Raw genomic sequence first — 11,923 nt, 5'->3', positions numbered from 1 at the left:
TCAGCGCCCGTCCCCGCTGTGGTCGCCGAGCACGTCGGGGGAAACCATCCGCTGGTCGGCGAACAGGTCTTGGTCGTCGACGCCGTAGCGGCGGACGTGCTCGGCGTCCTCCTCCTGCGGGGCCGCCTCGGACAGGAACTTCGTCTCGCCGGGCTTCTGCTTCGGGCTGATCTGCTCCGACTTCCGCAGCGCGACGGCTTCCTCCTCGGGCAGCTCGCCGACCGGCAACGGCCGCACCGGGCCCTTCGGCTGGCCCTTTTCCCGCCGCTGACGCTCCTTGTCGCCGCTCAACGCGCCGCCGGCCGCGCCCGCGCCGATCGCCGCCGCGCCCGCGCCGATCTCGCCGGGGGTCGCGCCGGGCTTCACCGCGAAGCCGCGTTCGGCCGTGTACTGGCCGGGCGCGAGCGGGGCCTGCGGCATCGCGCCGACCGTGCGGCCCTTGGCCAGCAGCCCGTCCGGGCCGCGGCCCGCCGAACTGTCGATGCCGGTCGCACCGCCACCACCGGGCGTGCCACCACCGCTGCCGCTGAAGGACTTGATCGGCGCCGTCGGCGGCGCCGCGCCGGGCGGCAGCGCGCCGGGCGCACCCGGCGGGACGAACGGGTCGCCGTGGCCGCCGCCTGCCGGGCCGGGGGTGAAGCGGCCGGACGGATCACCGGACGTGCCGCGGCCCGGGGGGTGGACCCAGCCGGGCCCGGGCGAGGCCGCCGGCGGCTTCGCCCCCGACGGCGTCGTCGACGAGCTCGGCGTCGTGTGCTGGGCGGCCGGGGCGCTCACCGACCCGGTCTGCCGCGGCTGCTGGGCGGGCCGGGACGACGGCTGCTGCTGCTGCGCCGCGACGCCGTAGACCGGGGTCGGCGGATCGGCGTGGACGGTGTGGGACACCGGTTGCACCACCGGCGGGTCGACGTGCACGGACCGGACCTTGTCCGAAGCCGGCTTCACGCCGCCGTCCGGCGTCACCGCGACCGCGGCGCCGGCGACGTCCAGCACCCCCGGCGTGACACCGGGGGCGGCCAGCTTCAGCGACTCGGGGTCGGACAGCGCCTGGGTGGAAAGCAGGTTGGTGCCGCTCTGCTGCGCGTACTCGTTCAGCGCCTGCTGCGCCTGGGCCTTGGCGTCGTTCGCGGCCTCGACCTGGCGGGCGTGGTCGGTCTCGAAGCCGATGAGGCTCAGCAGCAGGCCGTCGGCGAGGGTGAAACCGCCGGCGCCCTTCCGGACCGTCTCGGCGTCCGGCAGCTTGTACTTGGTCCGGTTGAACGCCTCGCCCTGCTCGAACACCATTTCCGCGGCGTGCGCGACCTTCGTCGTGGCGTCCTGGGAGAAGCCGGCCTGCTCGGTGAGCACCTGGCTGGCCGCGCCGCCGGCCTGGCTCTGCCACTCGACACCGAGCTCGAGCAGCTGCGCGCGCAGCGTCTGGTCGGTGTGGGCGAGCGCGGTCGCGACGGCCTTCAGCGCGTCGACGGCGGTGCCGATGCTGCCGGTGCCGTCGCCGTTGATCATCCGCGTGATCTGGTCGGCGATCGCGGTGTTGGTCCAGCCGTCGAACCGGTGGTTCTGGATCCCGGCCGCGAGCTCGGAGAATTCCACGCGCCCTCCCTAGTTGCTTGCTTTCAGGGACTGCAGCGCCAGGTCGGCGGCGTGCGCCGACATGTCGCACAGCTGCGGCTGCGTGAGCTTGCCGCGGGTGATGGCGAAGGTCTGGACGGCGAGCGTCTGGCCCTTCGCGACGCCGACGAGCGTCTCGCAGTCGGCCGGGTCGCCGGCCGCGCGGTAGTTCGTCAGCGCCGGATAACCACCGATGCTCTTGGGCTCGGTGGTCATGCTGTTCTTCTTGCGGGCGCCGGTGATCCACTGGTCGAGGTCCGACGGCACCGCCCGCACGTGGTAGGAGTGCACGGGCTCGGCGCCGTCGGCGTCGAACACGCACGTCGGGTCGGCGCCCTCCGGGGCCGCCCGCGGCAGGCTGGTGATCTTCAGCGCGTCGAGCTGCACCTGGGGGAACACCGCGCACAGGTCGACACCCCGCAGTGACAGATCGGCCGGCCGCTGCGGCAGCTGGGCCGCCTTGGCGCTCTGGGACGCGGCCGTGGCGGCTGTCTCGACCGGGTACGGGGTGCCGTCGGTGCCCGCCGAGCAGCCGGCGAGCGCGACGGTCGCGAGCACGCCTCCGGTGATCCGCACCTTGCGGTTACGCACCGTGCTTGCCGCGGTCACCGAACACCGCCGCCTTCTCCTCTTCGCTGATCTTGTAGTCCTTCGCGGCTTCGCGCAGCTGCGAGACCAGGCGTTTGAGGCCGGCGACGTACTCGCGGACCTGGCCCGCGTAGGAGCGGTCGCCGTCGGCGATCAGGGTGTTCCAGGCCTGGATCGACTGGGTGCTGATCACGTCGGCGGACGGCGCGTCGATCCGCAGCTGGCCGAGCTTGGTCAGCAGCTGGTCTTCGAGCGCGTTGGCCTGCTCCTCGACGATCCGGGCGACGTCGAGGAGCTTGTCCGGGTGGACCAGGACGTCCGCGGCGGCCGGCGCCACCGGGACCGCCGAGCTGAGGTCGTACGAGGGTCCTGACATGCTCTCCCCTGACGTCATACGGACAGTGACCGGCCGGCTCCCGTCGAGGCTACCAACGCGGGTGAGCCGGTGAGCCTGAGTTTGGACGAAGAGCGGGCCCGGCCGGTTCCCCCGATCCGTGGAATCAGGCGCGTTGTTTCGCCACCGGCGCGCCGACCTCGCCGTTCGCCGCCTTCAGCGCGATGTCCGTGCGGTGGTGCGAGCCCGCGAGGTGGACCTTCTCGACGACCTCGTACGCGTGCTTGCGCGCCGACTTGAGCGTCTTGCCGGTGCCGACCACCGACAGCACGCGGCCGCCGGCGGAGACGACGGCACCGTCGTCACGGCGGCGGGTGCCGGCGTGCAGGACGCCTTCCAGCTCGGCCCCGGTGATGACGTCGCCGGTGCGCGGCTTGCCCGGGTAGCCGTCGGCGGCGACGACGACGGTCACCGCGGCGCCGCCCGCCCACTCCAGCGGCGGGTGCTCGGCGAGCTTGCCGGTGGCGGTGGCGTGCATGAGGCCGGCGATCGGGGTGCGCAGCAGCGCCAGCACCACCTGCGTCTCCGGGTCGCCGAAGCGGCAGTTGAACTCGATGACCTGCGGGCCTTCCGACGTCAGCGCGAGGCCGGCGTAGAGCAGGCCGGAGAACGGCGCTCCGCGGTTCACCAGCTCGTCCGCGACCGGCTGGACGACCTTCTCGACCAGCTCGTCGACCAGGTTCTCGGGCGCCCACGGCAGCGGCGCGTAGGCACCCATGCCGCCGGTGTTCGGGCCCGCGTCGTCGTCGCCGACGCGCTTGAAGTCCTGCGCGGGCAGCAGCGGGACGACGGTGTTGCCGTCGACGAAGCAGAACAGCGAGGCTTCCGGGCCGTCCAAATAGGACTCCAGGAGGACCGGGTGGCCGCCGTCGAGGAGCATGATCGCGTGCTTGCGCGCGACGTCGATGTCCGGCGTGACGACGACGCCCTTGCCCGCGGCCAGCCCGTCGTCCTTGACCACCCAGGTCGGCCCGAAGCGGGCGAGCGCGGCGTCGAGGCGGGCCGGGTTGTCGACGACCTCGCAGCGCGCGGTCGGCACGTTCGCCGCCGCCATGACGTCCTTCGCGAACGCCTTCGAACCTTCGATGCGGGCCGCCGCGGCCGACGGGCCGAAGCAGGCGATGCCCGCCTTGCGGACGGCGTCGGCGACGCCGGCGACGAGCGGCACCTCCGGCCCGACCACGACCAGATCGGCCTGCCAGCTCTTCGCGAGCCCGGCGACCGCTTCGGGGTCGGCGGCTTCGACGCCGAGCTGTTCGGCCACCGCGGCGGTCCCGGCGTTGCCGGGCGCACAGGCCAGGGCCGTGACGGTGGGGTCGCCGGACGCCGCGAGGACGAGTGCATGCTCACGGGCGCCGGAGCCGATTACCAGTACGCGCACGCCGCACAGCGTATCCGGCCGGGTTCCCGGGGGACATCGCACCGTCCTCCGGCCCCCGGGCGAACAGGAGTCCACGCGCCGTTTACCGCGTCGACCGCCCAGGTACGTACTTCGGACGCTTGCGGCATCGAGGGTGGCGCGAGTAGTCAGGGCACACCCTGTGTGAAAAGAGGTCACCAGATGAAGCGCAAACGTGTCGGTTTACTCGCACTGGCCGGGCTGGCGTTGCTGAGCGTCACCGGCGTCGCGGCCGGGTCGGCGACCGCCGCCGCAGCATCCGAAAAGAGCAGCGGGTCCGCCGATGCGGCCGCGCACGGGCGGGGCCACCATGACCCCGTGATCATCGGACACCGCGGCGCGCCCGGGTACCGGCCGGAGCACACCCTCGCCTCTTACGAACTCGCCTACCGGATGGGCGTCGACTGGGTCGACGTCGACCTCGTGCCCACCAAGGACGGCCAGCTCGTCGCCCGGCACGAACCCGAGATCGGCGGGACCACCGACGTCGCGAAGCACCCCGAGTTCGCGAACCGGAAGAAGACCGTCGTGCTCGACGGGGTCAGCACCACCGGCTGGTTCACCCAGGACTTCACGCTGGCGGAGCTGAAGACGCTGCGCGCGGTCGAGCGGATCCCGCAGAACCGGCCGCACAACACGCTGTACAACGGCCGCTACCAGATCGCTTCCTACCAGGAGGTCCTCGACCTGACCAAGCGGCTCGGCCGGGAGCTGCACCGGACGCTGGGCACCTACCCCGAGGTCAAGCACTCGACGTTCTTCCAGTCCATCGGCAACCCGACCGAGCCGAAGCTGGTGGCGATCCTCAAGCGCAACGGCCTCGACCGGCCGGACGCGCCGGCGATCATCCAGTCGTTCGAGGTGTCGAACCTGATCGCGCTGCACAAGCAGGTCCGGACGCCGCTGCTGCAGCTGACGTCGGCCACGGGCGCCCCGGCGGACTTCGTCGCGAACGGCGACAAGCGGACGTACAAGGACCTCGTGACGCCGCAGGGCCTGCGTGACATCGCGAAGTACGCGAAGTACCTCGGTCCGGAGAAGGGGCAGATCATCCCGCTGGACGCGGCCGGCAACCTGACCCAGCCGACCGCGCTCGTCGCGGACGCGCACAAGGCGGGCCTGAAGGTGCAGCCGTACACGTTCCGGAACGAAAACCCGTTCCTGCCGGCGAACCTGCGTTCGTCGGCCGAGCCGGACGCCTACGGTGACGTCTTCACCGAGGAGGCGGCGTTCTTCAAGGCCGGTGTCGACGGCTTCTTCGCCGACCAGCCGGACACCGCGCTGGAGTCGCTGCACGCGTTCCTGGGCCGGTAATCGCTTTGCCGCGAGGGGCACCTTCCGGGACGCTGAGCCCATGAAGGTGCCCCTCACGGCGTTGGCGGAAGAACACGGCTTCTCGGGCGTCGTGCTGGTGACCCGCGGCGAGGAGACGCTCGTCGAGCGGGCGTTCGGGTACGCGCACATCGGTTACGGCGTCGAAAACACCGTCGACACGCGGTTCGCGATCGCCAGCGGGGTCAAGGGGTTCACCGCGCTCGTCGTTGTCGGTCTCGTCGCCGAAGGACGGCTGACACTCGAGACCACCGCGCGCGAGGTCCTCGGCGACGACCTGCCGCTGATCGACGACCGCGTGACCGTCGAACACCTGCTGACGCACACGTCCGGCATCGGCGACTACTGCGACGAGGAAGCGGACCCGCCGCCGGCCCCGCTGCTCGCCACGTCGGCCGACTACCTCGCCGCTCTCGACGGGTACCCGCAGGTTTCCGCGCCCGGTACGGAGTTCCGCTACCACAACGGCGCGTTCGCGGTCCTCGGCCTGATCGCCGAACGCATCGCGGGTGTCCCGTTCGCCGACCTCGTCCGGACCCGGGTGACCGAGCCGGCCGGCCTGACCGCTACGGCGTTCCTCCGCTCGGACGCGCTGCCCGCCCGGACGGCCACCGGCTACCTCGAAGACGGCCGCACCAACGTGTTCAGCCTCCCGGTCGTGGGTTTCGCCGACGGCGGGATCTACAGCTCCGCGCCGGACTTCCGGAAGTTCTGGCCCGCGCTGCTCGACGGCCGGCTCCTGCCGCGCGAGTGGGCCGGCCGGATGCTCCGCCCGCACGCGGACGGCTACGGGCTCGGCTTCTGGCTGCCGCGGCCGGGTGTGGTGCACCTGAACGGCGGCGACCACGGCGTCACGTTCTGGAGCACGCACGAGCCGTCGTCCGGGCTCACCGCGACCCTGATCTCGAACAACCACCGAGGTGGCGGGCCCCTGCTGCGGTGGCTGGACGAGTTCTTCACGGAGGCTTGACACCCTCCGGGACCAAGGCTACCTTCGGCGAATTCAATGGTCTGGCCGCATACCTTTCAAGAGGTGCCCGATGGATGTTTCCGACCAGCAGACCACCCCCGACGACGACGCCGCCCGGCTGCACCAGCTGGGATACGCCCAAGAGCTCAAACGGACGATGTCGGCGTTCTCCAACTTCGCCGTCTCCTTCACGATCATTTCGATCCTCTCCGGCTGCCTCACGCTCTACGGCTTCGGCATGAAGACCGGCGGCCCGGCCGCGATGATCTGGGGCTGGCCACTGGTCGGGCTGTTCGTGATCCTGGTCGGCCTCGGCATGGCCGAGGTCTGCTCGAGCTACCCGACCGCGGGCGGGCTCTACTACTGGGCGGCGAAACTGGCGCCGAACAAGTCGGGACCCGTGTGGTCGTGGTTCACCGGCTGGTTCAACCTCATCGGCCAGATCGCGGTCACCGCGGGCATCGACTTCGGTGCGGCGTTGTTCCTCAACGCGTTCCTCGACCTGCAATTCGGCTTCGAAGCGACGCCGGGGCACACGATCCTGCTGCTCGCGATCATCCTCGTGGTGCACGGCCTGCTGAACACCTTCGGCGTCCGGATCGTCGCGATCCTCAACAACGTCAGCGTGTGGTGGCACCTCATCGGCGTGCTGGTGATCGTCGGCGTGCTGATCTTCGTGCCGGCCAAGCACCAGGACGCGTCGTTCGTCTTCGGCAGCTTCGTGAACCAGACGGGCTGGGGCTCGGCGTTCTACGTCTTCGCGCTCGGATTGCTGGTCGCGCAGTACACGCTGACCGGCTACGACGCTTCGGCGCACATGACCGAGGAGACGAAGAGCGCGGCGACGGCCGGGCCGCGCGGCATCGTCATGTCGATCGTCGTCTCCCTCGTCGCCGGCTGGATCCTGCTGATCGGCCTGACGTTCGCGATCCAGGACTACGACGGCGCGGTCGGCTCGGCCACCGGCGTGCCGCCCGCGCAGATCTTCATCGACGCCACCGGCGCGGTCACCGGCAAGTTCCTGCTGCTGATCTGCATCGGCGCCCAGCTGTTCTGCGGCATGGCGTCGGTGACGGCGAACTCGCGGATGATCTACGCGTTCGCCCGGGACGGCGCGATCCCCGGATCCGGCTTCTGGCACCGGATCAACAAGCGCACGCAGACGCCGACCAACGCCGTGTGGCTCGCCGCGGGCGGCGCGCTGGTGCTGGCCCTGCCGTACCTGTGGAGCGCAACCGCTTACGCGGCGGTGACGTCGATCGCCGTGGTCGGGCTGTACGTGGCGTACGTGATCCCGGTGTTCCTGCGCGTCCGCCGCGGCGACTCGTTCGAGCCGGGCCCGTGGACGCTCGGCCGCTGGGGCCGGCCGATCGGGATCGTCGCGACGATCTGGGTCGTCCTGATCTTCTTCCTGTTCATGCTCCCGCAGGTGTCGCCGGTGACGGTCGATTCCTTCAACTACACACCCGTCGCGTTCCTGGTGGTGCTCGGCGGCGCGGGTATCTGGTGGGCGGTTTCGGCCCGGAAGTGGTTCACCGGGCCGAAGGTCCAGGGTTCCGAGGCGGAACTGGCCGCGGTGGAACGGGAACTGAAGGAGCTCGGTTAGGCGGTCTGCCGCGGCTCGTCGTGAGTGGTAAGGCGGGTTCTAACCCGCCTTACCACTCACGACCGCTGCGGCAGACTCAGGAAGTCGCGTGCCTTTCCGTTGCCGGCGCGCTCTCCGGCGCCGGGCTGCGGCGGCCGGGACGGACCACCGTCACGGCCGCCGCGCCCAGCGCGCCGACGCCCGCGAACGCGTAGAAGCCCCAGGGGTAGGCGATGCCCGCCGTCAGCAGCGCGCCGCCGAGGATCGGGCCCGAGATCGCGCCGAGCCGGCCGATGCCGGCGGCCCAGCCCAGACCGGTCGCGCGGATCGCGTCCGGGTAGATCCGGCCGACGTAGGCGTACACCAGCACCTGGGCGCTGAACACAAAACAACCGGTCAGGAACACCGCCGCGTACAGCCCGACGGCGGGCAGCTTCACGCTCAGCAGCGCGAGGAACACCGCCCCCGCGCAGAACCAGACGATGGCCGACGGGCGGATGCCGACGCGGTCGGCGACCCGGCCCGCGACGAGCAGGCCCGCGATGCCCCCGACGTTCAGCGTCAGCAGCAGGCTCAGCGCGGCGCCCAGCGGGTACCCGGCCTGGCGCATGATCTCCGGCAGCCAGGTGTTGAGCCCGTAGACCAGCAGCAGGCCCATGAACGAGGTGACCCAGAACGCGATCGTCGCGCGCAGCAGGCCGCCGCGGAACAGCCCGGCGACGGCGTGCCCGGCCGACCGCTCGGTTTCGCGGACCCGCTCGAACGTCTCGGACTCCGGCAGGAACTTCAGCATCAGCGGGACCAGGACGACCGCGGGCAGCGCGCCGGCGACGAACATCGCGCGCCAGCCGAGCGGCGAGATCAGCACGATGCCCAGCAGCGCGGTCAGCACCGCACCGACGTGGTAGCCGGTCATCACCGTGGTCGTCGCGCTGCCGGCCTTGCCGTGGCGCGCGTACTCCGTGACGAGCGTGATGGCCGTCGGCAGGCAGCCGCCGAGGCCGAGCCCGGCGACGAACCGCAGCAGCCCGAAGACGAACGTCGACGGCGCGAAGGCGCACAGCAGCGTGCACAGCGAAAACAGCGTCACGGAGATGATCAGCGACTTCCGGCGGCCGATGACGTCGGTGACCGTGCCGATCGCCAGCCCGCCCAGCATCATCCCGGCGAGCCCCACGGTCGACACGACCGACGCCGTGCCGGGCGTCAGGCCCCAGACGTGACCGCGCAGCAGCACGGGCAGCACGGTGCCGAGCACGACCAGGTCGAACCCGTCGAGCAGAACGGCGGTCCAGGCCAAGGGCACGACCCAGGAGCGGGTGCCAGGGGACATCGGGAACCTCCGGATGTGCGTCGGTGCACGTCTTCCGCACAGGTGTGCGTATTGCGCACGAGTATGCCCACCACCTCCGGCAGAATCCATCACTCTTCCACTCGCCGGAAGCTCAGCGAGGGCCCGCGACCTGCGGAAAGATCGCCTTTGTGGAAATCCTGACGCTGATGGGCGTGCTCGCGGGTTCACTGGCGCTGACCGCCGTCGCCCGGCGCTGGAACCTGTCCGCGCCGTTGCTGGTGGTGGTCGTCGCGCTCGGCGTCGCGCTGATCCCCGGCGTGCCGCGGTTCGAGCTGGAGCCCGAACTGGTGCTCACCGTCGTGCTGCCGCCGCTGCTCTACTCGACGTCGCTCGAGAGCTCGCTGACGCACTTCAAGCGGGCCCTGCGGCCGATCGTGGCGCTCGGCGTGGTGCTGGTCGCCGTGACGGCGGTGGTCGTCGCCGTCGTTGTGCACCTGCTGCTGCCGGACGTGCCGTTCACCTCCGCGCTGGTCCTCGGGGCGGTCGTGGCGCCGCCGGACGCGGTGACGGCGGTGGCGATCGGCCGCAAGCTCGGCCTGCCCCGGCGGGTGATGACCGTGCTGACCGGGGAAAGCCTGGTGAACGACGCCGCCGCGCTGACCCTGTACAAGGTCGCGCTCGCCGCGGTCGCGGGCACCGCGGGCTCGGCCGGGCACGGGTTCGCGGTGTTCGGCGTCGCGACCGTGCTCGGCATCGGGGTCGGCCTGGCCATCGGCGCGCTCGTCGTGCTGATCCGGCGGCAGCTCGACGACCCGCTGGTGGAGTCGGCGTTCGGGATCATCGTGCCGTTCGCCGCGTACGTCACGGCCGAGCACCTGCACCCCTTCAGCGACGACTTCAGCGGCTCCGGCGTGCTCGCCGTCGTCGCGGCGGGCCTGCTGCTCGGCCACCGCACGCTGTACGCGTCCCCCGCGACGCGCATGCAGGACAGATCCGTGTGGGCGTCGATCGACGTCCTGCTGGAAGCGCTGGTGTTCGCGCTCATGGGGCTGCAGCTGCCGTTCGTGCTCGAGGGCGCCCAGCACGCGGCCCGCGACAACAGCACGCTCGCGCTGGTCGCCGCGGCCGTGCTGGCGGCGACGATGCTGGTGCGGATCCCGGCGGTGTTCGTCTCCGCGTACCTGCCGCAGACGGTCCGGCTCTTCGGCCGCGACCGCTCGGCGCCGTCGTGGCGGACGCTCGCCGTGGTCTCGTGGACGGGCATGCGCGGAGTCGTCACCCTGGCCGCGGCGGCCGGCATCCCGGCGGACACCCCGGGCCGCGCGGAGATCCAGCTGTTCGCGTTCGCGGTGGCCATCGGCACGGTCCTGATCCAGGGTCTGACGCTGCCACCGCTGATCCGGGTGCTGAAAGTCGAGGACCCGGACGAGGCCACCCGCGACGAGGCCGAAGAGCTGGCTGCCCGCGAAGTCGCGAAGAAGGCCGCACACGAGCGGCTGCGCGAGATCAGCCGCGAGCGGCTGGCGTCACTGGACCTGCCCCCGGAGCGCGTCACCCGGCTGAAGGAGCGGCTGGAACGGCTGATCGACATGCGCTACCGGTTCGCCAAGGCGGCGATCACCCTGTCCGGCGAGGAACACTCCGGCAGCCCCCAGGCACAGTTCGCGAAGGCCCGCCGGGAACTGCTGATCACCCAGCGCAAGGCGATGATCGAGGAGAACCGCGCGGGCCGCCTCGACGACGAGGTCCTGCGGAAGGTGCTGCGGGAACTGGATCTGGAGGAACTGTCGGTGTCGGCGACCCTCACGAACCGGGTGGGCTGAGCGCCGCCCAGGTCCGCAGGCGCTCCTCGGCGGAGCGGATCCCGGTCTGGGTCAGGACGACGTCGGTGGCGCCGGCGTCGTAGTAGCGCTGGATCCCCCGCGCGACGGTATTTTCGTCACCGATCAGGGCCAGCTCCGCGGGGTGGTCCACGCCTTCCGCGTCGAGGATCCGGCGGTACGACGGGATCTGCCCGTAGAAGGCCATCTGTTCGACGGCGAGCGCGCGGACGGCGTCGGGTTCGTCCGTGACGACCGCGGGCACGGCGGCGATGATCCGCTTCCCGCTGGGAAGAGCCGGAACGATCCGCTCGGAAAGCGCCCGCGGCCCGGCGAGGTACGGGAGGGTGCCGTCGGCGAGTTCCCCGGTGACGGCGAGGGCCTGCGGACCCATGGCCGCGACGATGACCGGCACGTCGAGCCCACCGGACACAGTGGACGGTCCCGGAGCGTGGGCCCGGACGGTCTCGCCGTCGAAGTCGGCGGCTTCCCCGGCGAAGACCTGCCGCAGGACGGTCAGGTACTCGCGCAGGTGCCGGATCGGCGGCGGGTACTCCACGCCGTAGACGGGCCCCAGGAAGCCCTGCGACCCGAGCCCGATCCCGAGCGTGAACCGGCCACCGGTAGCGGCCTGGGCGGTCTGCGCTGCGCTCGCGACCAGCAGCGGGTGGCGCGGGTAGGTGGGCACCACGGAGGTGCCGACTTCGATCCCGGGCACCTCCCGCCCGGCGAGCGCGGCGACGGTGATGGCGTCCTGGCCGAGCGGCAGCTGCGAGAACCAGACGGACGTCATCCCGGCCTCGGCGGCTTGCCGGGTCTGGTCGATGAGCTCGTCGACGAGGTTCGGCGCCGGGTCCGTGTCCCCGGCCGGCAGCGCGACTCCGATGGTCATGCTCCCAAGCTAGCGACGGGTGCCAGCGGGTTCCTCGGTTC

At 71.5% G+C, this 11,923-nt stretch carries 10 protein-coding genes; 4 read left to right on the top strand and 6 right to left on the bottom strand.

Annotated elements, in window-relative coordinates; translation table 11 throughout:
- From Q5425_RS22555 to purD, 4 genes are all read right to left on the bottom strand, one after another.
- Window positions 1–1,590, bottom strand: coding sequence for a hypothetical protein (locus Q5425_RS22555; protein WP_308674257.1), 1,590 nt, complete (start codon window positions 1,588–1,590; stop codon window positions 1–3).
- Between the two features lie 9 nt (window positions 1,591–1,599).
- Complete coding sequence (locus Q5425_RS22550; protein WP_308674409.1) at window positions 1,600–2,166, bottom strand: DUF3558 domain-containing protein; 567 nt, start codon at window positions 2,164–2,166, stop codon at window positions 1,600–1,602.
- Between the two features lie 25 nt (window positions 2,167–2,191).
- Window positions 2,192–2,572, bottom strand: coding sequence for a hypothetical protein (locus Q5425_RS22545; RefSeq protein WP_308674256.1), 381 nt, complete (start codon window positions 2,570–2,572; stop codon window positions 2,192–2,194).
- Between the two features lie 124 nt (window positions 2,573–2,696).
- Window positions 2,697–3,971, bottom strand: coding sequence for a phosphoribosylamine--glycine ligase (purD, locus tag Q5425_RS22540; RefSeq protein ID WP_308674255.1), 1,275 nt, complete (start codon window positions 3,969–3,971; stop codon window positions 2,697–2,699).
- Between the two features lie 180 nt (window positions 3,972–4,151).
- On the opposite strand from purD, the gene Q5425_RS22535 reads away from it, so the two are divergent.
- The 3 genes from Q5425_RS22535 (at window position 4,152) to Q5425_RS22525 (ending at window position 7,897) form a co-directional block, all read left to right on the top strand.
- On the top strand, window positions 4,152–5,303 hold the full coding sequence (locus Q5425_RS22535; RefSeq protein WP_308674254.1) for a glycerophosphodiester phosphodiesterase: 1,152 nt from the start codon (window positions 4,152–4,154) through the stop codon (window positions 5,301–5,303).
- Window positions 5,304–5,343: 40 nt separating this feature from the next.
- Window positions 5,344–6,291, top strand: coding sequence for a serine hydrolase domain-containing protein (locus tag Q5425_RS22530; protein WP_308674253.1), 948 nt, complete (start codon window positions 5,344–5,346; stop codon window positions 6,289–6,291).
- A gap of 70 nt (window positions 6,292–6,361) precedes the next feature.
- Complete coding sequence (locus Q5425_RS22525) at window positions 6,362–7,897, top strand: amino acid permease (RefSeq protein WP_308674252.1); 1,536 nt, start codon at window positions 6,362–6,364, stop codon at window positions 7,895–7,897.
- A 76-nt stretch (window positions 7,898–7,973) separates the two neighbouring features.
- Here Q5425_RS22525 and Q5425_RS22520 read toward each other — a convergent pair whose 3' ends face one another.
- Complete coding sequence (locus tag Q5425_RS22520) at window positions 7,974–9,209, bottom strand: aromatic acid/H+ symport family MFS transporter (RefSeq protein WP_308674251.1); 1,236 nt, start codon at window positions 9,207–9,209, stop codon at window positions 7,974–7,976.
- Window positions 9,210–9,358: 149 nt separating this feature from the next.
- Here Q5425_RS22520 and Q5425_RS22515 point away from each other — a divergent pair, with 149 nt between their 5' ends.
- The gene (locus Q5425_RS22515; RefSeq protein ID WP_308674250.1) at window positions 9,359–10,993 is read left to right on the top strand and encodes a Na+/H+ antiporter; all 1,635 of its coding nucleotides are present in this window, start codon (window positions 9,359–9,361) and stop codon (window positions 10,991–10,993) included.
- Here Q5425_RS22515 and Q5425_RS22510 read toward each other — a convergent pair.
- Window positions 10,974–11,882 carry a TIGR03564 family F420-dependent LLM class oxidoreductase gene (locus tag Q5425_RS22510; RefSeq protein WP_308674249.1) on the bottom strand — a complete coding sequence of 303 codons (909 nt, stop codon included), beginning with the start codon at window positions 11,880–11,882 and terminating at the stop codon, window positions 10,974–10,976. The two genes, Q5425_RS22515 and Q5425_RS22510, sit on opposite strands and share 20 nt — an antisense overlap.
- Window positions 11,883–11,923 lie beyond the last annotated feature (41 nt).

It is taken from the genome of Amycolatopsis sp. A133, assembly GCF_031082405.1.
GTDB lineage: Bacteria > Actinomycetota > Actinomycetes > Mycobacteriales > Pseudonocardiaceae > Amycolatopsis.
The sequence above is the reverse complement of the archived record's forward strand: the minus strand, read 5'-3'. Positions and strand labels throughout refer to the sequence as shown.

Coding starts and splice junctions, on each gene's coding strand:
- Q5425_RS22545 (WP_308674256.1), bottom strand. CDS start 2,572: ATGTCAGGACCCTCGTACGACCTCAGCTCGGCGGTCCCGGTGGCGCCG.
- Q5425_RS22520 (WP_308674251.1), bottom strand. CDS start 9,209: ATGTCCCCTGGCACCCGCTCCTGGGTCGTGCCCTTGGCCTGGACCGCC.
- Q5425_RS22510 (WP_308674249.1), bottom strand. CDS start 11,882: ATGACCATCGGAGTCGCGCTGCCGGCCGGGGACACGGACCCGGCGCCG.
- Q5425_RS22525 (WP_308674252.1), top strand. CDS start 6,362: ATGGATGTTTCCGACCAGCAGACCACCCCCGACGACGACGCCGCCCGG.
- Q5425_RS22530 (WP_308674253.1), top strand. CDS start 5,344: ATGAAGGTGCCCCTCACGGCGTTGGCGGAAGAACACGGCTTCTCGGGC.
- Q5425_RS22535 (WP_308674254.1), top strand. CDS start 4,152: ATGAAGCGCAAACGTGTCGGTTTACTCGCACTGGCCGGGCTGGCGTTG.